General features: G+C 60.8%; 24 protein-coding genes, 1 tRNA gene and 2 pseudogenes. 16 read left to right on the forward strand and 11 right to left on the reverse strand.

What is annotated here, in order from left to right:
• Positions 1–12 precede the first annotated feature (12 nt).
• Positions 13–933: a DUF4349 domain-containing protein gene (locus DU484_RS11865; protein ID WP_114605987.1), complete on the reverse strand. Its 921-nt coding sequence runs from the start codon at positions 931–933 to the stop codon at positions 13–15.
• 142 nt (positions 934–1,075) lie between these two features.
• Between DU484_RS11865 and DU484_RS20440 the strand changes: the two genes are divergently transcribed.
• From DU484_RS20440 to DU484_RS11885, 5 genes are all read left to right on the forward strand, one after another.
• Positions 1,076–1,207 (forward strand): hypothetical protein, encoded by a 132-nt coding sequence (locus DU484_RS20440; protein WP_262342781.1) that lies wholly within the window; start codon positions 1,076–1,078, stop codon positions 1,205–1,207.
• On the forward strand, positions 1,204–1,947 hold the full coding sequence (locus DU484_RS11870; RefSeq protein WP_114605988.1) for a DUF7260 family protein: 744 nt from the start codon (positions 1,204–1,206) through the stop codon (positions 1,945–1,947). The genes DU484_RS20440 and DU484_RS11870 overlap by 4 nt, the downstream gene beginning before the upstream one ends.
• 36 nt (positions 1,948–1,983) lie before the next feature.
• Positions 1,984–3,090 carry an aminotransferase class V-fold PLP-dependent enzyme gene (locus DU484_RS11875; RefSeq protein WP_114605989.1) on the forward strand — a complete coding sequence of 369 codons (1,107 nt, stop codon included), beginning with the start codon at positions 1,984–1,986 and terminating at the stop codon, positions 3,088–3,090.
• Positions 3,091–3,187: 97 nt separating this feature from the next.
• On the forward strand, positions 3,188–3,649 hold the full coding sequence (locus DU484_RS11880) for a PH domain-containing protein (protein WP_114586248.1): 462 nt from the start codon (positions 3,188–3,190) through the stop codon (positions 3,647–3,649).
• A gap of 79 nt (positions 3,650–3,728) precedes the next feature.
• The gene (locus DU484_RS11885; protein WP_114605990.1) at positions 3,729–5,312 is read left to right on the forward strand and encodes a PH domain-containing protein; all 1,584 of its coding nucleotides are present in this window, start codon (positions 3,729–3,731) and stop codon (positions 5,310–5,312) included.
• A gap of 6 nt (positions 5,313–5,318) precedes the next feature.
• Here the strand turns inward: DU484_RS11885 and DU484_RS11890 are convergent, their stop codons facing one another.
• The 3 genes from DU484_RS11890 to DU484_RS11900 all read right to left on the reverse strand — a co-directional run bounded on the left by DU484_RS11890 (position 5,319) and on the right by DU484_RS11900 (position 7,334).
• Entirely contained in the window at positions 5,319–6,071 is a 753-nt protein-coding gene (locus DU484_RS11890; RefSeq protein ID WP_114586250.1) for an ABC transporter permease, read from the reverse strand.
• On the reverse strand, positions 6,068–6,997 hold the full coding sequence (locus DU484_RS11895; protein WP_114586251.1) for an ABC transporter ATP-binding protein: 930 nt from the start codon (positions 6,995–6,997) through the stop codon (positions 6,068–6,070). The genes DU484_RS11890 and DU484_RS11895 overlap by 4 nt, the downstream gene beginning before the upstream one ends.
• A 100-nt stretch (positions 6,998–7,097) precedes the next feature.
• Positions 7,098–7,334 (reverse strand): SelT/SelW/SelH family protein, encoded by a 237-nt coding sequence (locus DU484_RS11900; protein ID WP_114586252.1) that lies wholly within the window; start codon positions 7,332–7,334, stop codon positions 7,098–7,100.
• Between the two features lie 89 nt (positions 7,335–7,423).
• On the opposite strand from DU484_RS11900, the gene DU484_RS11905 reads away from it, so the two are divergent.
• From DU484_RS11905 to DU484_RS11915, 3 genes and pseudogenes are all read left to right on the forward strand, one after another.
• Positions 7,424–7,498 (forward strand) — tRNA-Arg (locus DU484_RS11905).
• 685 nt (positions 7,499–8,183) lie between these two features.
• Positions 8,184–8,765: pseudogene (locus DU484_RS11910) on the forward strand (DUF7342 family protein).
• Positions 8,766–8,768: 3 nt separating this feature from the next.
• Positions 8,769–9,227: a hypothetical protein gene (locus DU484_RS11915; protein WP_114605991.1), complete on the forward strand. Its 459-nt coding sequence runs from the start codon at positions 8,769–8,771 to the stop codon at positions 9,225–9,227.
• 395 nt (positions 9,228–9,622) lie between these two features.
• Here DU484_RS11915 and DU484_RS11920 read toward each other — a convergent pair whose 3' ends face one another.
• Together DU484_RS11920 and DU484_RS20820 are read right to left on the reverse strand one after the other, a co-directional pair.
• On the reverse strand, positions 9,623–10,045 hold the full coding sequence (locus tag DU484_RS11920) for a TRAM domain-containing protein (RefSeq protein WP_114605992.1): 423 nt from the start codon (positions 10,043–10,045) through the stop codon (positions 9,623–9,625).
• Positions 10,046–10,114: 69 nt separating this feature from the next.
• On the reverse strand, positions 10,115–10,267 hold the full coding sequence (locus tag DU484_RS20820; protein WP_449405124.1) for a DUF7837 family putative zinc-binding protein: 153 nt from the start codon (positions 10,265–10,267) through the stop codon (positions 10,115–10,117).
• 642 nt (positions 10,268–10,909) lie between these two features.
• On the opposite strand from DU484_RS20820, the gene DU484_RS11930 reads away from it, so the two are divergent.
• Complete coding sequence (locus DU484_RS11930; protein WP_114606780.1) at positions 10,910–11,110, forward strand: hypothetical protein; 201 nt, start codon at positions 10,910–10,912, stop codon at positions 11,108–11,110.
• A gap of 257 nt (positions 11,111–11,367) precedes the next feature.
• Here the strand turns inward: DU484_RS11930 and DU484_RS11935 are convergent, their stop codons facing one another.
• A complete protein-coding gene (locus DU484_RS11935) occupies positions 11,368–11,655 on the reverse strand; it encodes a hypothetical protein (RefSeq protein WP_262342782.1) in 288 nt (95 codons plus the stop codon).
• Between the two features lie 710 nt (positions 11,656–12,365).
• On the opposite strand from DU484_RS11935, the gene DU484_RS11940 reads away from it, so the two are divergent.
• The 7 genes and pseudogenes from DU484_RS11940 (at position 12,366) to DU484_RS11970 (ending at position 16,919) form a co-directional block, all read left to right on the forward strand.
• Entirely contained in the window at positions 12,366–13,766 is a 1,401-nt protein-coding gene (locus DU484_RS11940) for a permease (RefSeq protein WP_114605995.1), read from the forward strand.
• A 132-nt stretch (positions 13,767–13,898) separates the two neighbouring features.
• Positions 13,899–14,492: a helix-turn-helix transcriptional regulator gene (locus tag DU484_RS11945; RefSeq protein ID WP_114606781.1), complete on the forward strand. Its 594-nt coding sequence runs from the start codon at positions 13,899–13,901 to the stop codon at positions 14,490–14,492.
• Between the two features lie 245 nt (positions 14,493–14,737).
• A pseudogene (locus DU484_RS11950) lies at positions 14,738–15,092 on the forward strand (multicopper oxidase domain-containing protein).
• Positions 15,093–15,321: 229 nt separating this feature from the next.
• Complete coding sequence (locus DU484_RS11955; protein ID WP_114605996.1) at positions 15,322–15,642, forward strand: hypothetical protein; 321 nt, start codon at positions 15,322–15,324, stop codon at positions 15,640–15,642.
• Positions 15,643–15,699: 57 nt separating this feature from the next.
• Entirely contained in the window at positions 15,700–16,053 is a 354-nt protein-coding gene (locus DU484_RS11960; RefSeq protein WP_114605997.1) for an SHOCT domain-containing protein, read from the forward strand.
• Positions 16,054–16,146: 93 nt separating this feature from the next.
• Entirely contained in the window at positions 16,147–16,563 is a 417-nt protein-coding gene (locus DU484_RS11965; RefSeq protein ID WP_114605998.1) for a DUF302 domain-containing protein, read from the forward strand.
• A gap of 5 nt (positions 16,564–16,568) precedes the next feature.
• Positions 16,569–16,919 (forward strand): SHOCT domain-containing protein, encoded by a 351-nt coding sequence (locus DU484_RS11970; protein ID WP_114605999.1) that lies wholly within the window; start codon positions 16,569–16,571, stop codon positions 16,917–16,919.
• A gap of 603 nt (positions 16,920–17,522) precedes the next feature.
• Here the strand turns inward: DU484_RS11970 and DU484_RS11975 are convergent.
• The 4 genes from DU484_RS11975 to DU484_RS11990 form a co-directional block, all read right to left on the reverse strand.
• Positions 17,523–18,014, reverse strand: a complete 492-nt coding sequence (locus DU484_RS11975; protein WP_114606000.1) for a hypothetical protein — start codon at positions 18,012–18,014, stop codon at positions 17,523–17,525.
• Positions 18,014–18,517: a winged helix-turn-helix domain-containing protein gene (locus tag DU484_RS11980; RefSeq protein WP_114606782.1), complete on the reverse strand. Its 504-nt coding sequence runs from the start codon at positions 18,515–18,517 to the stop codon at positions 18,014–18,016. The genes DU484_RS11975 and DU484_RS11980 overlap by 1 nt, the downstream gene beginning before the upstream one ends.
• A 221-nt stretch (positions 18,518–18,738) precedes the next feature.
• Positions 18,739–18,930, reverse strand: coding sequence for a hypothetical protein (locus DU484_RS11985; protein WP_114606783.1), 192 nt, complete (start codon positions 18,928–18,930; stop codon positions 18,739–18,741).
• A gap of 988 nt (positions 18,931–19,918) precedes the next feature.
• Positions 19,919–21,313 carry a protein adenylyltransferase SelO gene (locus DU484_RS11990; RefSeq protein WP_114606001.1) on the reverse strand — a complete coding sequence of 465 codons (1,395 nt, stop codon included), beginning with the start codon at positions 21,311–21,313 and terminating at the stop codon, positions 19,919–19,921.
• Between the last annotated feature and the right edge of the window lie 197 nt (positions 21,314–21,510).

Raw genomic sequence — 21,510 nt, forward strand, 5'->3', positions numbered from 1 at the left:
CGGCGCAAAACCCTACTCCCCGTCACCGCCGAGGATGCGGTGCCGGAAGCGATAGAGGAGACCCCCGGCCACCGCGATGGGCGAGAGGAAGACGAGGAGGTAGGGGGCGGCGTAGGCGACGCCGACGACGACTGCCCGGAGGACGACGCCGACGCCGTGGACGGAGTCGAGGAAGGCGGCGAGGACGGGCGTGTCGTACCACTGGTCGGGCGCGGGGCGGTCCGGACGGGGTTCGCGCATCTCGACGGTGATGGTCGAGTAGGCGACCCGACGCTCGAGGCTCTGGAGGCGCGCCTCCGTCCGTTCGATTTCAGTCTGGACCTCGGAGAGGCGGCGCTCCACCGCGAGGACGTCCTCGGTGTCGTTGGCGCGCTGGTACAGTTCGCGGAGGCGCTCGCGCTCCGCACGGAGGTTCTCCAGACGCGCCTGCAGGTCGACCACCTGTTCGGTCACGTCCTGCGTCGAAGTGCTCGATTCGACCACGCGGCCCTCGCTCTCGACGGCGGTCATCGTCCCGGAGAAGTTCTCGGCGGGGACCCGGAGGACGACCCGACCGGAGGTCCACGACTCCTCGCCGCTGTCGTGGACCCGTTGGGTCGAGTCGCTGACGTAGCCGCCGCGGGCCTCGACGGCCGCGGTCAGGTTCGCCCGCGCCGCCTCGAAGTTCTCGACGCGGAGCTGTACCTCGCCGGTGCGGATGATCGACCGGCCGGCCGCGAGCGATCCGTCGGTTTGGCCGCTCGTGCCGCCGTCGCCGCCATCGCCTTGGGCGCCCGCGTCGCCGCCGTCCGCCGCCCGCTCGGCTTCCACGTTCGCCTCCGCGACTGTCGCGGCGTCGCCGCCGCCTCCTTGCGCGCTGCCGGCCGAGCCACCACAGCCGGCGAGCAGGACCAACAGCACGAGCACCACGGTGATCGACCGACTTCGGTTCATGGGTCGACTTACTCCAGGGCGGCCCTAAACCCCACTCAAAACACAAACGACCGTTTGACCGATTCCACAGCTACCGGTCCCTCGGTAGCACTACATATATTATATGCGTTATTTTTATCTCGACACGACGAGTGGGCGAGGTATGATACCCGATCACGCGACCGCCGAACCCTCGTCCGGAATTCGGAGCTGTTCCGAGCGGCGGGACGACGCCGCGACCGGGTCGACGCCGCCGACTGATCGACGCCGACCCACGAGTAGCGTGGTCGAATGACTGCTCGGATCGACGCGGCGCTCGACGCCGTCGCCGAGGAGCGGGCGACGGTTCGCGACGAGTACGAGGCGCTCGAGGCGTTCGACCGGCGGGTCGCCGACCTCTCGACGGTGACCGTCTCGACCGGGCCGCCCCTCGTCACCGATCCCCGACCGTCCGGGCAGTCACTGGAGCGCGTCCGGACGGCCTACGCGGAGACGGTGATGAGCACCTCCCACTACGAGACGGAGTACGGCGACACCGTCGCCGAGAGCCTCGCCGCCGAGTTCGGCGACGACCTCGCGGCGGCGCTGCTCGGCGGCACGGCGCTGACGCCGGAGTTGCGCGACGCCGTCCGGGCGGCGACCGACGCGGCCCGGCGCGAACGCGAGGAGTTCCTCGACGTGCTGGACCGCGAAGCCGACTCGCTGTCGACGGCAGCCGACGACATCGCCGACGTGACGGCGGCGTTCGAATCACTCGACGACCGCCCGGTCCCGGCCCGGAGCTTCGACGACCTGCACGATCGGTGGGCGACGATCCGGGAGTTACAGGCGCGGGTCGACGGCATCGGGCTGTGCCGCCAGGAGACGATTCGTGGCCACCGGACCCACCTGCCCGGCGTCCCGACCGACCTGTCCGAGTATCTCTATGCCGACCTCTCGTCGTCGTACCCCGCCCTCGCCTCGGTGGCCGACCTCGGCGAGCGACTCGACCGCGCCCGTGACCGGGTCGAGCACGCACTCGCGGAATCCGTCTAGGAAACGTTGAGGTGACCGCCGGCCTCACGGTGTCGCATGGACCCCGAAGACCTCCGGGCGGCGATTCCGGTCTGTGACCGCGGCGTCTACTTCAACACCGGCGCGTCCGGTCCGGCTCCCCGGCACGTCGTCGAGGCGGCGACCGAGTTCCTCGAACACCACGAGTACGCCTCTCCGGTCGAGGAAGGCGCGTACCCCGCCGCCTTCGAGACGTTCGACGAGACCCGCGAGGCCGTCGCGGACTTCCTCGGCGCCGACCCGCAGGAAATCGCCCTGACCGACAGCACGGCCGACGGCATCGCCCGAGTCGCCGCCGCAATCGACTGGGAGCCCGGCGACGTCGTCGTCCGGACCGACCTCGAACACTCCGCGGGCGTGATCCCGTGGTGGAACCTCCGCGAGCAGGGCGTCGAGGTGGAGGTACTCGACACCGAAGCCGGACGGCTCGACCTCGACGCCCTCACCGACGCCGTCTCGGACCCGGACGCGCGCCTGCTCTGTTGTAACTCCATCACCTGGAACTACGGCACGCAACTCCCCATCTCGACGGTCGTCGACATCGCCCACGAACACGATACGCTCGTACTCGTCGACGCGGTGCAGTCGCCGGGACAGGTTCCCGTCGACGTTCACGAGTGGGGCGCCGACTTCGTCGCCGCCGCGGGCCACAAGTGGCTGCTCGGGCCGTGGGGCGCCGGCTTCCTCTACGTCGACCGCGAGGTGGCCGACGGGTTGACGCCGGGTGTCGTGGGCTATCGGAGCGTCACGGACACCGGTGCCGACGACCTGGAGCTCAAACCCGGTGCCCCACGGCTGGAGGTCGGGACCACCTCGCCGGCGCCCTACCGTGGCCTGATCGCCGCCATCGACACCGTCGAGGCGCTCGGCTACGACACCATCACCGGCCGGATCGAACGCCTGACCGACCGCCTGAAGGCGGGGCTGGGTGACCGGCTCCTGAGCCCCCGGGAGTACGAGTCGGGGCTGGTCACCTTCGCGGCCGACGACCCCGAGGCGCTGGTCGAGCGCCTCGCCGACCGGGGAATCCACGTCCGCTCGCTCCCGTATCCCGACGCGGTGCGGGCGTCGGTCCACGTCTTCAACACCCCCGGGGACGTGGACGCGTTGCTCGACGCGCTGTGACGGCTGTGACGCGACTTGCCACCGCCGCGCCCGGCACCTATTTGAATCGCCGACTGGAAGCCGTTGGCATGTTCGACCGTCGCGGTGGAGGGGTGCGATGAACCGCCTCCACCCACGGGTACGTGTCGTCTGGGGCGCGCAGGCCGCCGTCACGGCCGTCGTCGTCGGCCTCGTCGTCTTCGCGGTGAGCCGGTTTGCCCTCGCCCTGCCGGTGTGGGCGCCTGTCGCCGCCTTCGCCGTCTTCCTCGTCGGCGGCGTCGGCCTCGCGCTCGCCCGCTATCGCGTCTGGCGGTACGAGGTCCGTGACGACGCCCTCTATCTCGAACGTGGCGTCTTCACCCGCGTGCGGACCGTCGTTCCCTTCGTCCGCATCCAGCACGTCGACTCCTCGCGCGGCCCGGTGGAGCGACTCGCCGGCCTCGCCAGCACGGTCGTCTACACCGCCGGCTCTCGCGGCGCGGACGTGACGGTGCCGGGGCTGACCCCCGACGGCGCCGACGGCCTGCGCGAACGGCTGAAACGACTCGCCATCCGCGCCGAGGGCGAGGACGCCGTATGACGAGTACGGTCGGCCGCCGTCCCCGGCGGTTCGCCGCCCCGTCCCGACGAAGCGTCCGAATCCAGTCACGACGACATCCATGAGCCGGACGCTCTCGTCGCTCTCGGTCCCCTATCGCATCGTCGAGCGCGGGGGGAGCATCGTCTTCACCGCCGCCATCCTCTTTTCGGGTGCGTCGGCGGCGTTCGGGCCGGCCGGCGGCCTCGTCGGCGTCGTCCTCGTCGGCCTCGCGCTCCTCGCGCTGATCGCGTACGAGGTGGCGTACTTCCGTCGCTTCGAGTACGACCTCGGAAGCGATACGCTCGACATCCGGTCGGGCGTCGTCTCGCGCCGAAACCGCGAGATTCCGATCCGTCGGATTCAGAACGTCGACATCAGCCGGAACGTCGTCCAGCGCTTCCTCGACATCGCCGCCGTCGACTTCGAGACGGCCGGCGGGAGCGAGACGGAGGCCTCGCTCCGCTTCGTCGACTTCGAGGAGGCCAAACGCCTCCAGCGCGAAATCGGGCGCCTGAAACGCGGCGTCGAGGGGAGCGAAGCGGGGGACCCCGAACCTCCCGCCGACGAACTGTTCGCGCTCACGCCGCGCGAACTCGCGCTCGTCGGCGCCCTCTCCTTCGACGTGCGGATTCCGGGGCTCCTCTTCGTCCTCGTCTCGGGGAGCCTCCCCGCGATGTCGTCGGTCGTCCCACCGGGGTCCGGAACCGCCGTCGTCGCCGCGGGGCTGGTGGTCGGCGCGCTCGCCGTCGTCCTCGTCTCGTGGGTCGCCGGCGCGACGGCGGCCGTCCTCAACTACTACGGCTTCCGGCTGACGCAAGTCGAGGACGAACTCCAGTACGAACGCGGGCTGTTGCGGCGGTACGACGGCTCGATCCCACTGGACAAGGTCCAGACGCTGACCGTCGTCGACGACCCGCTGAAGCGGTACTTCGGCTTCGCGTCGCTCCGCATCGAGACGGCGGGCTACGCCCCGGGGAGTGGCGAGAGCGGCTCGGAGGCGGCCGTCCCCCTCGCCCGCCGAGACCGGGTGTTCGCCCTCGCCAACCGGATCGAGTCGTTCGGGTCGCCCGACTTTCGCCGGCCACCGAAGCGCGTGCGCCGCCGCTACGCCGTCCGCTATCTCCTCGTGCTCGGCGGCCTCACGGCGCTGCTCTACGGCGCCGAGGCGGTCACCGCGGGGGCGCTCCCCTGGCCGCCGTACGCGCCGGTGCCGCTCGCGCTCCTCGCGCCGGTCGCCGCCCACCTCAAGTGGCGCCATCGCGGCTACTGGCTCGGCGAGCATCACTTCGTCACGCGCAACGGCTTCCTGCGCCGGCGGGTCAAGGTGGTCCCGTACTACCGGATACAGACGGTCATCGACTCGCGGACGATATTCCAGCGGCGCTGGAACGTGGCGACCGTCACCGCCGACACCGCGGGGTCGCTCTCGCTCGTCGGCAGCGACGCCGCCGCCGTCGACGTGGCCGACGCCGACGCCGACGACCTGCGGGCGACGCTCGCGACGCGGCTCAGGGAGTCGCTCGCGGCGCGGCGCGGATGGATCGAGGCGACGGTCGACGCCGTGGGCACGGAGAGCGACGACGACGGCGACGACATTGACGACATCGACGACGGCGACGGGGACCCGGATTCCCGGAGCGACGGTCGCGCCGACGATCCGTAATCCGCCCTACTCCGTCCGTGGGACGGCGAGGGCGCCGGCGACGAAGAACGCGAGCGCGACGGCCGCGAGGACGAGGAGGGCAACGGTGGGGTCGGCGCCCGAGGTGGCCGCGCGGACGCCGCGCGAGAAGTACGTCAGCGGCGAGATCGCGGTCACGGAGCGGAACCACGCCGGCAGCATCGCGGGCGGGACGAACGTCTCCGAGAGCACCCAGACGGGGAAGGCGACGGCGTTGCTCGCGGCGATGACGCCGTCCTGCGAGTCCGCGACGCGGCCGATGATCGACCCCAGCCCACAGAACAGCGCGACGCCCGCGACCACCAGCGGCGCGAGGGCGAGGAGGCCGGGACCGACGACCACGGTCGCCCCCGTCACGAGGAGGACCAGCGCGAACAGTATCAGGGCCGCGAGACCGATGATGGCGACGTTGACGAGGGTGTGAGCCAGCAGCCACTCCCAGCGCCGGAGCGGCGTCGTCGCCAGTTTCTCGAAGCGGTTGCCGTCGCGGTGGCGGGCGATGGTGCTTCCGACCCGCGACAGCGGGGTGAACACCACCACGACGCCGAGATAGCCCGGGATGTAGTACGCCGGCGGCCGGGCGAACAGGCCGCCACCCGTGGGCTGTGTCTGCACCAGCGCCCCGAAGATCAGAATGATCAGGATGGGGAAGAAGAAGGTGAAGAAGACGGCCGTCTTCCGGCGGGCAAAGGCCAGTAAGGCGGCCACGAACGCCGCCCGGATGCGACGACTGCGGCTCATCGGCTCGCCTCCCTGTCCATCGTCTCGCCGGTCAGCCGGAGATACACGTCCTCCAGACTCGGCTCGGCCCACGTGAAGGAGTCGAAGTCGACGCCCGCGGCCTCCAAGTCGGCGACGACCCCACCCACGTCCGCGAGCGTGACGTTCCGGACGACGAGTCGGCCGTCGCGCTCGGCCACCTCGGCGTCGAGCGCCGCGGAGACGGCCGCGGCTTCGACGGCCGGGGCGTCGAGAAGCAGGTGACTGTCGCCGCCGTGGTCGGCGATCAACTCGTCCGGCGAGCCGACGGCGACGAGCGAGCCGTCGCGGAGGAGACCGACGCGGTCCGCGAGGCGCTCCACCTCGGCCATCGAGTGACTGGTGAGCAGGACGGTCGTCCCGCCGGCCGCGAGGCCGTCGATCAGCGCCCACAGCGACCGCCGGCCCGCGGGGTCGATACCCGTCGTCGGCTCGTCCAGAAAGAGCACGTCGGGGTCGTTGACGAGTGCCGTCCCCACGCAGGCCCGGCGTTGCTGGCCGCCCGAGAGGTTCTCGTACCAGGTGTCGGCGTCGTCGGCGAGGCCCACGTCGTCGAGGACGGCGTCGACGGCGCGGGCCTCGTCGTAGAGGCCGGCGTAGTAGGCGATCAGTTCCCGCGCCGTGAGGCGGTCCGCCGGGTTGAACGACTGGGGGAGGAGACCGACGCGGTGGGCGTCGACGGTGTCCGGCGCCGCTCCGAGGACACGTATCGACCCCTCACACCGGGTCGTCCCCGTCAGCGCGCGGACGAGCGTCGTCTTCCCTGCGCCGTTCGGCCCGACGAGTCCGAACACCTCGCCCGTGGGAATCGAGAGCGACACGCCGTCGAGCGCCACGGTATCGCCGTAGCGCTTGCGGACATCGTCGGCGACGAGCGCCGCCGCCTCCCGTCCGTCGGCCTCGACCATACCCGACGCTGGCGGCGGTGTGGCAGTAAGGGTTCCGTTTCGGCGGCCGGCTCGGCAAGGGGTATCGTACCCGTCCGGAGGTGACTTATGATAAACCGTCTCAGTCGACCCGGTCGCGCACCGTCGCCACGAGGGCGTCCACGTCGTAGTCGCCGTCCTCGTCCTTGTCGTAGATGGTGTCGCCGTCGACGTGGACACGGAAGACGCCCTTGTCGCCGGTCACCAGCGCCACGGCGTCGAGTTCCTCCCCCAGCGACGTGAGCAGGGCGTGCTGTACCTCCTCGGCACGGTCGAGAAAGCCACACGGGACGCAGTATTCGATGCGTACGTCGGCCATGCTCTCCCGTTCGGGACGTGGCGAATTAAACGTCGGGTCCGAGCGAATCGGTTACTTTATGACTGGCGGGCGTCCGATTACGGACGACGGGGCGCTTAGCTCAGCCTGGACAGAGTGTCTGGCTTCGGACCAGATTGTCGCGGGTTCAAATCCTGCAGCGCCCATGATTCTTCCGCGAACGATAGTGAGCGGAGAATCACCTACCGCGAAGGATTTGAATCAGGGAGTGGAGCGAACGGAGTGAGCGGAACGACCGTGGTTCAAATCCTGCAGCGCCCATTGCTGATTTCTTGCTCGTAATCGCATGACAATGTCGGGGTAATCGTCGATATCATCGTCTCTGACTACAATGTCGTTGATTTCGTTCAGCTACTGAACGATTCCGACCGACGGCGGTTTGGTCCTCTGGTTCGCTGCCTTTACCGCGTGGCGCATGGCTGCTAATCATTGGGTCATTGATGTCTCTCGGCTGCAATCAACTGAGCCCAGCAGTATTGAGAGCTGAGAGTGGTTGGTCACAAGCCACCTACTATTGCTGATTGAGGGTTGTCTTCGTGGTCCCCCGCTCCGGCGGATAGATTTTAATACTACGTTTCAATTTGGTCAAATGAATCGGGAGCGACATTTTATTGGAATTCGTGAATGAGATGTGTCGGTTTTAGTGGAATGATCATAGCAATAATCACGGGTCCCTTGAACTACCCCGCCGTCGGTGACGCACGAATACTGTAACCGCCTCACGACGACGCTTCCGCGGGTAGAGCCCTCAAACACGGGGTTCGAGTTTGCTCTAGTTACCCTCGGCCGAGGCTGAGGCGATGGCAAAGGAGTAAATCCGCTATAGGACTAATGGACTCAACCTATATTAAGACAAAGCCCGAACGATATTGTATGACCGAAGACGGGTCGAACTCCGAGAGCGTGATGGAACGCCAGACCACGGGTGAAGACCGGGTTCGGATGACCTCCCGGCAGCTGTCGGAGCCGCGGACGGCCAACTGGGTCGCCTCCGAAGCGGGCTGGTCACACGAACCAACCAAGCGCGTCCTTGAACGGCTCGTCGACGACGGTATTCTCCATCGTGACGAGAGCGGCACCCACACGACGTACTACCCTGATTATCGCCGTCAGGCGATGCAGGAGGCGATGCGTCTTCGAGATAGTGGGCACACTGTCGAAGAGCTCACCGACCGTCTCGCCGATATGAAGACGCAGATCCGCGACTGGGAAGACGAATTCGACGTTGAGTCACCGAACCAACTTCGCGGAACGCTCGCTGACGAGTCCCTTGACGCTGACGAGGAAACCCGTCGCCGTGAGATTGCCCGTGAGTGGGAGCACCTGCAGTGACGTATCCAGATCGTTGGCTTCGCCATCCGCGAATGGGACTTCCTCACTCCAACGACAGAACCTGCTGAGGCCAACAGCTAACGGATGTCTGTCCCGCATCTAGGTGGTGATCCGAACGCGAACCTCTATGCTCAGCTGAAGCGGGACGTCCTCGATCGTGTACCACAGATTTCAGCGGTCGAGTTCGTTCCGGATGATATCGAGGCCAAGCAGCTGCGAGCGATTTTCGATCCGGGCCGCCTTGATCCCCCGACAGGCCCTGAATCACCTGAACTCACCATCAAGTGGTATCGACAGGATCCAGACGATTGGTTTCGTATCAACTACACGGACCCGAACACGGGCTTTCACGCCGGCTGGCACCAAGACGAGGACCATCCCGGTCTCGGGCAGGCGCATTTTCAGTACTCAACCGCCGATACCGAGGACCGCTGGGGGATTACATTTGAGCACGAAATCCCTTCCCTGGTCCTTTGGGAAATCATCGAAGAGCTTCTCAAGGACGTCCGTCCGACCTACCAGTACGCGAACGAAGAATCATGACTCCCGGTACACTTCGAAACCGTTCCGATTAGTCACTTCTGGCGGAGACGACAGTGGTGGCCGTTGATCTGACGCCAGCAATGGTCCAACGCACTGACAATCGCCCAGTCGGTGACCGTCCCGATTCGTCTCCCCAATTCCGGAGCGAACAACTCGTATGTCCGGCGGAGATTCCGGTACACGGACGGGTATATACGACCGATAGGACTTCGAATTTGCTACCCAGTTGGGCACACCATCCACGTCTCCTATTTTCCCAATACAGTCCGGACATTTTGCTGATTACACTCTCTGTATCGGTCACGCTATTTCTGGCAGGTAGCCGGTGCGTATCCGCTGTGTCATCGGAGCGGAATACTAACAGTTCTCAAGTGTGGTGACCGCACAGCGAGAACTCACTCGTAGTAACTCAACCGTTCGACAACCTCGGCGAAGGCGACGTTTTGCCGTACATCGGTGATCTCAATGTTGACTCGCTCACTCTTTTTGGTATCAGGTACGATTACGACGAAGCCACGTTCAACCCGAGTAATGCCATCACCCTGTTCGCCGAGGTCTTCAATCTCGACTTCCCGAGTCTCACCTTCCTCAACTGGTGGCTCCGGTGGCTGACGCTGTTGCTGTGATTCCGGTTCAGCCTGTTCGGTCTGTTCCGACTCGCTCTGTGTCGGAGAAGATACGAGTGCGACGCGATATGTTTCTCCTTGCTGTAGGTCACCCAGTTGCAGTTCGCGCTCGGGGACCTCAATCACGGACGATCCGTCCTGTTCTACGATCGAGGCTGAAAACAAACATTCGAGTTCTTCAGAAATCTCCATTAGTTGGCCTCTCAGCAGGGTAATAGAGCAGAACACTTGATTCTACTGTCGCAACGCAGTCCTGAATGCTCACTCGGACCTTACGACATCATCGCAAACCGAACACTCTGCCAAGATTCCAGTCGTCCCATCGTCTTTCTCATATTCGACTAAGATATGTGCAGCAGAAATACTCTCATCACACTCCAGACATCGCCCGTGTTTCGGAGTCTTGCCGGTTATCAGGGATAGGAGGGAGCCTGTGACAAGTTCCTATAACTTACCTGTATGGCGACTCAACCACTTTGTATACCTCTCAGTATGCCTCCAGCAGATGCTACTCGACCGGATCCTGACGACATCCAAGGCCATCCACCCATCCAGTGCGAGGACTGTGAGTCTGCTCTCCACAGCCGCGACGACGACAGTGTTTCCTTCCTACTTCTGGATCAGCTTACCATCCCTATCATCGGTTGCGGAGACCACGTCGACCAGTTCGTTTCTATCTGCGAACTCACGACTACTGGTAGAGCAGACATCATCAAGCATCGACCGGCTGGAGGTATCCGCTGCCCCAGTTGCCAGCTCGCACACTACAATCTCCATCAACCAGTAATCCCGATCCAAACCGGAGCAGTCGCCCTCATGGCCTGCCCACAGCACCAAACAGAAGTCCTCAACCGCTTCCAATCAGGGCTGGAAACACAGCAACATCTGACATCCTCCATCGACACATCACTATAGGCTGAGAAACTCAATCCCCCAGTATAATTTGAGTTTATTGGTGCGGTTGTGATGGTTTGTCCTGTCAAGCGCGCGTGTCGTAAAGAACATTTTATACTCGAATGCGAAAGGCCAAACGTCGCTCTCCCGTACTATCAGTTAATGAGTGAGTCAGAAGACACTGCCACTAAGCCACAAATATCAGTTGCAGTTGTAGACGAGTCACACACGAACGAGATTCCCGACAATATTGACTCGGATCTATATACAACAACAAGACCAGAGTCATCGTTGGTTGAGTTTACGGTTGACCCTGATGGAGAACTGGCGGAGGCACTCAGGCGGAACGGATTCGACGTGTGAACTAATCCACTATCGATCGGCTGTCGTGTCTGACCAAGGCGTCCTCACGGAGTTCTCATATCAGGTTGTGCTTGAGAATGGCGGTGAGGTGATCATCGTTACGCAGTCGGGCGAAATCACAGACCTCGGATCCACTGATGTGCGCGAACCGAGGTGGCTTGCTGATGCCCGTGCCGCCACGAACTAACAGCTAATCTCTCTTCGATATCTGCTTTCTCGGGAGCACTACTTGTGACTCTTGCAGCGCAGTCCAGGCCTCACACTTCGGCGTTGGCCTCGCTCTTCCCTGTCTGCTCTGACTGGTCATCGTCGACTGCCACCTCAAAGTCATCAATCGTGTGGTCCCGCCGACTGATCCGTTCGGCGATCAGAAATTTCCGGAGGCGGTCAAGTTGCTCCCAGTGGAGATGTGGAGGTGGATCCGCATCCAACTCATTGAACCGCTCGATAACCACAGTATTGACGAACCGATCGAACTCTCCGCAAACGCCGCACGTGCGGGAAAGATGTGAAACGTCGAATTCACGCGTGACGGTCTCGTCCATACAGGTGATACAGCGGTACTTCGAGGAGTGGCTCACATCTATTCTTTGGGGAGAGTCGTCTTGTATTCACGGATCGAACCCGGTGCGATGGAAACGGATCCTCGATCTGCGATATGCGAGTCGTCTCTCGGAGTGTCAGCGACCGAGACCGACATATCCTTCTCAGCAGTGTATTCAGCACCCCCGATTTCGGCCGTTTCAGGCCCAACAAGGGACTTCGTTCACCGAGCGAACGAGCGCCTGCAGCGCCCATCGCCGATTTCTCGTTCGTAATCGCACGACAGCGACGGGGTGAACGTCGATATTATCGTCTCTGAGTGCACTGCCATTGATTTCGTTCAGCTACTGAACGATTCCGATCGGCGGCAGTTTCGTCCTCTGGTTCGCTGCCTTTACCGCGTGGCGCATGGCTGCTAATCATTGGCCCATTGAACGTCTCCCAATCACGGTCGACTGTCCCCCAGCAAAACGAGAGTTAGTGGATCTTGATTACGGGAACTCCGCACTGCCGTTGATTGACCGGACCGACTACGTTAGGAACACATAATTTTCGCCAATATGCTAACTGCAGGGACTGTTTCTCCGCGAGCAGTACCGAACACACCACATCGTCGATAATGCCCAATACCTTTGATTGCAAGAGTTACACCATCCACTACCTCGCTTTCTTAAGAAAAAATAACAAAACAGATGGCTGAGATAGTCTAGGTATGCAAGCCGCCCTCGTCGACGGAATCTTCGAGTCGTTGCGGATCGGCGTCGGTTTCCTCTGGACCGCCGCGTGGGCGATCATCATGGGGCTCGTCATCACGAGTCTCGTCCAGGTCTACGTCTCGAAGGAGCGGATGGCCCAGATCCTTGGAACTGATGACCTGAGTGGACTCACCAAAGCAACGGTGTTCGGCGCCGCGAGTAGCGGCTGTAGCTTCGGGGCCGTCGCTATTGGGAAGGGGCTGTTCAAAAAGGGTGGGCACGTCGTGAACGTCCTCGCGTTCATGTTCGCCTCGACGAATCTCATCGTTGAGCTCGGTCTGATGATCCTGATCCTCCTCGGCTGGGAGTTTCTGGTCGCAGAACTCCTCGGCGGCATCATCCTCATCGCCGTGATGGCGCTGCTCGTCCACGTGACGCTCCCCGAGAACCTCTTCGACGAGGTGCGGCAGAAACTGAACGAACGCGACCAGGAACACGGTGTCACCGAGGATCCGACCTGCGGGATGGAAGGCAAAGACGAGTACTCGCTGACGACCGACGGTGGCGAGACACTGAAGTTCTGCTCGGAAGGCTGTATGGAAACCTATGAGCAGGAGACCGCAAGTAGCGGTGAGTGGCGCGATGAGCTGCTCTCGTGGGGGGGCTGGTACAAAGTCGGGAACCAATACCGCAAGGAGTGGTCGATGATCTGGAAAGACGTCGTTGCGGGCTTTCTCATCTCAGGATTCGTCATTGTGTTCGTCCCGCAGTGGGTGTGGAACGCGCTCTTCCTCCAAGGCGATGGGTTGCTTGTCAGCGCGGAGAATGCGGTTATGGGCGTCGTCATCGCGGTTCTCAGCTTCGTCGGCAGCATGGGCAATGTCCCGTTCGCCGTCGCGCTCTGGGGCGGTGGGGTCAGCTTCGCGGGCGTTATTGCGTTCGTATACGCCGATCTCATCACCATCCCCGTCCTGAACGTCTACCGGAAGTACTACGGCTGGAAGGTGATGCTGTATATCCTCGGCATCTTCTTCGTGACGATGGCCTTTACGGGCTTCCTCATGGAGGTGCTATTCGACGCCTTCGGCATCGTCCCGGATCTGGCCGGAGGAGAGACTGCAACCAAACAGACGTACTTCGAACTCAACTACACCTTCTACCTCAACATCATCGCGTTCGCCCTCTCTGGCTACCTCCTCTACGTGTATCGCCGTGGCCTCGGTGCCCCCGGCCAGTACCGCGACCCCGTCTGTGGGATGCGAACCGACGACAGTGGGCCGAGCCTCTCCCACGATGGCGAGACGTACTACTTCTGTTCGGATCGATGCAAGCGATCGTTCGAGAAGCACCCCTCCGAATTCGCACAACACCCACAGGTCTCGGAGACGGGGTCTTCCCAGAGCCATGAACATCACTGAACGCCGCATCGTGATACCGAGTTTTGCGGCTAGGCAGCCCCGAATATTGCGTTTGTCAATCACAACTGGTACAGCGATGTCTCACGAACTCTCATGTATGAGCAAATACCTCGGCGGATCCAGGTGGGAGAGATGAATCGACGGCGAGCCGATACAGTAGTCGGTGGCTTGGTCGCTGCCATCCTCATCGTCGGCGGGGTGCTCAGCTGGCAAGCGTACCAGCAACAGCAGGCCTTCGACCAGATGGGGTCGATGATGGGCACGTCGATGGGAGCAGTTCATGGAACGAATCCGCTCTGGTACGTCCTCGGAACTCTCCTCGTCTCGGCCGTCATCGGTGGGGGATATCTCGTGATTCGGGACGAACTCAGTAGCACGGACGCACCCGACCGCTCACAGATGGAGATGACGAATTCGACCGATCCTGAGAGTGCCGAATCGCCGGAGGAAGACACCCAATCGGCGGGGAATCTCAATCCAGAGGCTCAGCCACAGGCACGCATATTAGACCTCTTGCCGGATGATGAGCGCCGGATCCTCGAACCGGTCCTCTCCTCGCCCGGCATCACACAGATCGAACTCAGGGACCGCTCGGACTTCTCGAAGAGCAAGGTGAGCCAGACGGTGAGTGCTCTCGAGAAACGCGGCCTGTTGTACCGCGAGCGCCAAGGGCGGACGTATCGTATCTATCCGAGTGACGACCTACAAGAGAAGCAAATGAACTAGCGGGCCATTCCCGCCGTTGCAGAACCATTCATCGGAGTCGTAGGTGCTGAAATCGAACCGAGCGATGGTCGGATGAGCCTCCTTCAGCGCGAGGCACGTGGGCCGTTCAAACGGATGCGCTCGATGAACCACCAGCTAGGGCTGTTGTCGAGTACGAGTCAGCGGGCGGGAGCCCGCAGCGTCCGTCGTCGGCCGGTAACCGACTGCAGTACGGAGACTTGCGGTCGATCTCCTCACTTGACGGGGTGAGTGGAGAGCCGGATCGAACGTTCGATCTGACGCTCTCACGCGGCAGAGGCCAGTCCTACACGTGGACGATAGACGGACAGGCCTACCCGGACGCCGATCCGCTCCAGGTTCGGCCCGACGAACACGTCCGAATTCGGATGACTAATCAGAGCCCGGTCGTTCACCCGATGCACCTTCACCGCCACTTCTTCCAAGGGCAACGCGATCAAAGACACGGTCATCGTTCCGGGACATCGAGGGCAGGTGACGATCGACTTCCACGCCGACAATCCCGGCCGGTGGTTGTTCCACTGTCACAATCTCTACCATCTCGATGCAGGAATGGCGCGTGTCGTGAGATACGTCGAGTGACTCGGTTGAAGCCCCGGTTTCGGATCGTTCAGGCTGCCGTTCGTGTGGTCGTGGTTCTTCCTGAGAGGAGGGTCGAGTGCCAATCCGGCGAATTCGGCCCGGACAAACGATCCTATCTCTGAAAAACGGTTAGAACGTCTTATACACGTTTTTGGACGTTCTCCTGTGTGAATTCACACCCACGTCGATAACCCCAGAGGGGGCCTACGAGTAACCGAGGAGAAAGACAATGACCAACTTCAAACTCGGCCGCTGGCTGCTCGTGGCCCTCGCGATTGTCGGACTCGTGTTTGCTGCGCCCGTTGTCAGCGCACACGGCAACGACACGACCGCTGACGACGCGCCCACGGACAATGCCACCGCAGATGAATGGGCCACTTGGATGGAAACGCAGATGACCGACCACATGGGTCCGGGTGCTGTCGAGTGGATGGAGTCGCACATGGGTGTGACCGTCGACGAGATGGCCCAGGACATGGCTGACGAGGAATACCACGGTGGGGCTGACGACGACCACGACCGCGGGATGTCCAGGCAGGGCCACTGCTGACGGCCCTGACCGTTTCGATCGCTCCAACTGGACACCGCGATTCACCAACGCAAGATAATGACGCAACTCACCACTCACATCGGACGCACTGCTCGTCGACTCGCGATCCTCGCAGTCCCGCTGCTGGTCGCGGCGACAGGAACGGCTGCTGCCCACGGTAGTGGGAGCTACGGCGGCGGCATGATGGGCGGCGGCTGGGGCCTCTTCGGCGGAGCGATGGGGCTCTGGGGACTCCTCTGGATGGGGCTCCTCGTCGCCGTTCCGCTCTACATCGTCTATGCGCTCCTCAACCGCGAATCCGGCGGGAACGAGGAACAGTCGCTGTCGGTTCTCCGTGAGCGCTACGCCCGCGGTGAGGTCTCGGACGACGAATTCGATCGACGGCGAAAACAACTGGAACGTACCGGATGACCGGATCCGGCTTGTTCCAGCCGATACATCACATTCTCAACGCCCGCCGTTGCGGCACCTAACCGTTAACCCCGTTGACGGGGTATGTGATTCATAAACTATACAATACAAACAGCAGTAACCGGCGAATTCGACGACGTCGTCGACACGACGATCGCAGCGCTCGAAGACGAAGGATTCGGCGTCCTCTGTGACATCGACATCCAGGCGACGCTCAAGGAGAAACTCGGCGAAGAATTCCGCCAGTACCGCATTCTCGGTGCATGCAATCCCCCGCTGGCATACGAGGGGCTGACCGAAGAAATCGAACTCGGCGCACTCCTCCCGTGTAACGTCATCGTCTACGAAACCGTTGACGGCGATATCGTTGTGAGTGCTGTCGATCCGAAGCAACTGGTCAGCATCGCGGACAACGATGCGCTCGACTCGGTCGCGACCGAGGTCAACGAGCGGTTCGAGCGTGTTCTCTCGGCCGTGACGGACGAACTAGAATCCATGTCGGAGGCCTGATCTCGATGTCTTCATCGAACCAACTCGACACTACGACCATTATCCTCCTCATCCTCGGGGCAATCGTTGTCTTGCCCTTGCTCACGATGGGGATGGGCTTCGGCGGGATGACGGGATACGGCGGGATGATGGGTTATGGCGGTACTGGTGGGTGGTGGCCGTTCGTCGGGATGCTCGTCCCGCTGATCTTCCTCCTTATCTTTCTCGGCGGTGGCTACCTCGTCTTCCGGCGCATGAGCGAAACGCAGGCTTCTCGAGATCCCGCGATGGAGGAACTCCGCACGGCATACGCTCGTGGAGACCTCACTGACGACGAGTTCGAGGTCCGCCGCGAGAGGCTTGAACGGTCGGAGTAACCCAACAGATACCTACCACGGCGCGTGTTCCCAAGCCTGTGTGATCGAATTCGTTTGTATGCTACTCCCGATTACCGCCGTGTGAGCGCGGACAGCAGTCAGGCAGGCGTCTATCGTGGAATTGAGTCCGGAATGGACCCACAATAGCGAAAGCTCTAGACGACCTGTTTGGTTGTTCCAGCCCTCTATTTCTGTATTCGAACATATTATCCGAAAAAATACTCATCGAGATACGGGCACTACCTCAAACTGCAATGGGCGACACGACTCAGTTCCGCGTCCTCAACTTCGACTGCCCGAATGCGACCGTCTTACGCCCCAAAGGACGATTCGTTCACTAACTGACCGAGCGCTTGCAGCGCCCATCGCCGATTTCTCGTTCGTAATCGCACGACAACGGCGGGGTGAACGTCGATGTCACCGTCTCTGGCAACAATGCCGTTGATTTCGTTCAGCGACTGAACGATTCCGATCGACGGCGGTTTCGTCCTCTGGTTCGCTGCCTCTACGGCGTGGGGCACGGCCTCTAATCATTGGCCCGTTGAACGTCCCCCAATCACGGTCGACCGTCCCCCAAGCAAAACGAGAGTCAGTGGGCTTTGGTTAGGAATCGAGTCCGACGGGTCGTCCCTGCTCCCACTCGACCGTGAGAATTACATCTCGTAGCGAGGTGAATCTCCGCTCGATGACATCTAACGGATGTGAGTCGATGAACTGCGCCGGTTCGTGCGCGGCGGACGTCGCGCAGTCATTCACCTGCAGATGAACTGGGCCGAGATCATCGTGGGTGTCGTCCTGATGCCACCCGACGAGCAGACTACGCTCCGGTTCGATCCAGTTGAACCAGTAGTACTCGTACGGATCGCCAGTCTGCAGTTGGAACCCGATCTCGACCCGCGCGCTCGTCACCGGATACTCGTCGTCATCGAGGAACTGGCGTGGGTCTACCTCAGCGACGACACGGTACGGACCGGCTTCGCGAGGTTCAGCACGTCGTCGTCGGACGTTATCGAATTCGCCGCTGAGCCGGTTCTGGATGCGGTCGTGGAGCCGCTTACTCTGCAAGTTCGCTCGATTAGCGAGGAAGACGACCATCAGGCGAGCGTCGAGGGAGAGTCAGTCCGCGGTGACGAGAGTTCGCTGACATCGTCGTACAGTTGGAGAGCGTGCTTCACGAGCCCGAGTTCCGTATTGATCGCATCCCACGTCGCGATCACGTTGCGACGTTCACGGAGTTCCTCTGCAGAGAGTTCCTCGTCAGCGAGCCGTTCTCGGAACTCGTCGAGTGAACTGACGTCGTACTCCGTCGCCAGCGCTTCCTGTTCCTCCTTCAGCTCCGTGAGCTGGCTCTCCAGTTCGTCACGCGAGTGGGCCTCGATCAAGTCCGTCACTTCGTCGAAGAGCATCCGGACTGGGTTCAGGTCGTACGCCTTCGTCCCTTCAAGCGTCGTCTCAGTGACCCAATCGTCACTCTTCAAGCGCTGGAGTTCATCGTCGGCCGTCGTGCGCGAGACATCTGCTCGGTCTGCGATCTCCTGAACCGGCGTTGGCTCGTCCAGCAATTCCACGACGTGCCGGACGCGCTCACGCCCACTCATACTTTCTGTCCACGATTCCGGATGCGGTTCGGTCATCGTACTAGCTCTCACACTGCGAGACTCAAATAATTTGTCTCTGTTCAGACATTCAAAACGAGGGGCGGTTACCCGCGGAAGTGTCCCTCAGCAACCACCCGAAACAAGAGATAGCAGTGCTTGCTACAGTTCTCGCCGAATCACCGTATCGATCCGGTAATTATCGCTGCCCCATCCTCCTCACGTCACGGTTCCTTTCGGACCTCGTTGATTCGCTCGGGTCCACGCTCGTTGATTTTGTCGGCGATGTCCCGCACGTCGCTCTCGGTGAGTTCGCTCCCACTGGTGAGTTCGTCCATCACTTCGAGCGTCTCGATTTTCTCTTGAATAGCCTGTCGCGTCACCTCGCTCCAGTTGATCTCCGGGTGCTTCTCCATCCGCTCTTTGAGGTCGTCGTCCACATTGACCGTGATCGAAGGCGTACGGAAATAGATGGGATTACAGAATACTGTGTTTTCGGGTGTATTCTATAGTCCCCGATTTCGACCGTCTCAGGCCCAGCAAGGGACTTCGTTCGCCGAGCGTACGAGCGCCTGCAGCGCCCATCGCCGATTTCTCGTTCGTAATCGCACGACTGCGTCGGAATGATCGTCGATATCACCGTTTCTGAGTGTACTGCCGTTGATTTCGTTTAGCTACTGAACGATTCCGAACGACGACGGTTTCGTCCCGTGGTTCGCTGTCTCTACGGCGTGGCGCATGGCTGCTAATCATTGGCTCGTTGACCATCACTCGGTCACGAGCAACTGGGTCCCAGCAACTTCGAGAACTGGGAGTGGTTGGTAACGGAACTCCATACTGTCGCCGAGTGGTGGTTTCGACGTAGGGGATCGGAGATACTTGGGATAGTACCTGAAAACGAGGTACCCCAGTCGTAGTTCGATCGTCGGATCGACTGGCAGTTGTTAATTACGGGTGTTCCACATTCAGAAACTACTAGTAGACTCGACGCTGGCTGTTCCTGCCAGGAGAATCACCAGATAGCAGTAGATCTGGATGATATGAAAATGAACCGGTGCCCGTGCTGAATCCTCCCTTTCTGGGTGTTTTAGAGGCGCTATTACCTACTCAGCATGGCATTACTGAATTCGCGTAGAATTCGTTACGGGTTGTGTTGGGAGTCTTCGCCGGCTGTGATTCGCGTTCCCCGGTTCGGGGACAGGACACACAGCCGCCAGAAAATCAATCGCTCAGTGAGTACGCACCCGGCCAGGCCGCGCCACGCTGCCACACTGGCCAACCGGTCGGGAATTGACAGCCAGATAGCATCGACACCTGGCTCTGACAGTCGTGTCGGACCCGCTCGTCACCGATTGGTGAACTCGACGCTGGTAATTTCGAAGTGTTTATTTTGGTAATATCCGCTCAAGTATTACAGTACGTTGTATACTCTGCATCGAACTCTCGTGGCGGTGGTTGCTGGAATTGTGGACCCATATCCTTCGATGTATAGGGGTTTTCCAACACGGTCAGTAACCTCTTGAATTTGGATAGATCCCCAGTTTCGAGATACTCATCCAGTGCCTCTTCAACTAGGTAGTTGCGGGGGATATACCGCGGATTGGCTTCCTGTATCAACTCCTCATCCAGGCCGACAGCAGCCAACTTATTCCTAAGCCGTTCGAATTCTGCAGTTGCAAACGCTGGGTCATCAAACGTACCGGGCGTCTCTAATTCGAGGAACGTATTGGTATAGTCTGCGTTCGATTTGCGAAGCCACTCCAAGAATTCATCGACGAGTTCTTCCTCGCCATCTGAGTTGATCCCCAGTTTCCTCCGCATCATCGTGTAGTATTGCGCATCAAATCGATCCTCGAACTCGTCTAGTTTGCCTTCGATTTCATCATACGTGAGCGCTGACTGTGTACACAGCGGTTGGAGTGCCTCTGCGAACCGTTCGAGATTCCACCGCAAGATGGGTCGCTGGTTTCCGAATGCATATCGCCCGTGCTTATCGATTGAGCTGAACACCGTCTCCTCATCATAGTAATTCATGAAGGCACAGGGTCCGTAATCAAATGTTTCTCCATCGATACTCATATTATCCGTATTCATGACGCCATGAATGAATCCGACACGTAACCAGTCAACGACCATCTCAATCGACGACTGCATGACTGCATCGAAGAACTCTAGGTACGTACGATCTTTTTCATTTAATTGCGGGTAGTGCCGGTCAATAACGTAGTCAGTGAATCGCCGTAGTTCGTCGGATGCCTGGCCTGCAACGTACTGGAAGGTCCCGTATCGAATGTGACTGTTCATCACTCGGACAAGGGTGGCTCCAGGTTCTGTCTGTCGTCGTTCGACTGCTTCGTCAGTTTCGACGACTGCCAGACTTCTCGATGTTTTGATGTTTAGATTCTGCATCGCATATGAATACAGGTACTCTCTGAGCATCGAGCTGACAGTTGCGTTACCATCGCCTCTTCCGGAGTACGGCGTTCGACCAGACCCTTTCAGTTGAATATCGTATCTATTACCATCGTGCACATGTTCGCCGAGTATCATCGCTCTCCCATCGCCCAAGACGGTAAAACTTCCATACTGGTGGCCTGCATATGCTTGGGCGATTGGTTCTTCCAAGCGGTCCTGGCCTGCTAGAATCTTAGCATTGAGCTTCGTTATATCCAATCCAAGATCAGCACATAGCCTGTCATTAAGAACCAAAATTTTGGGATTAGCGATACTTTTGGGCGTTACTCTCGAATAGAGGTTTGAGTCTAAATCTTTGTAAGTGGTGTCAAATGAAAAGACCATTCAGTTTCATATGGCGTTATCTCGCTTGCTTCAATAATCTTGTCTTTGGAAATATTAAGCATCGATCGATTAGAGAGGTTCAAATTGGCGTGTGCTGCATACACGCTCTGTATCTCGCAGACCGGTACTGGCAGATGCTCGGTAGTTCGTCGAGGCGCTGCTGCATACAGGGCGCGTATACAGCACACGAAACCGCG

Origin of the sequence: Haloplanus rubicundus (assembly GCF_003342675.1) — an archaeon.
In the GTDB taxonomy this organism is placed as follows: Archaea; Halobacteriota; Halobacteria; order Halobacteriales; family Haloferacaceae; genus Haloplanus; species Haloplanus rubicundus.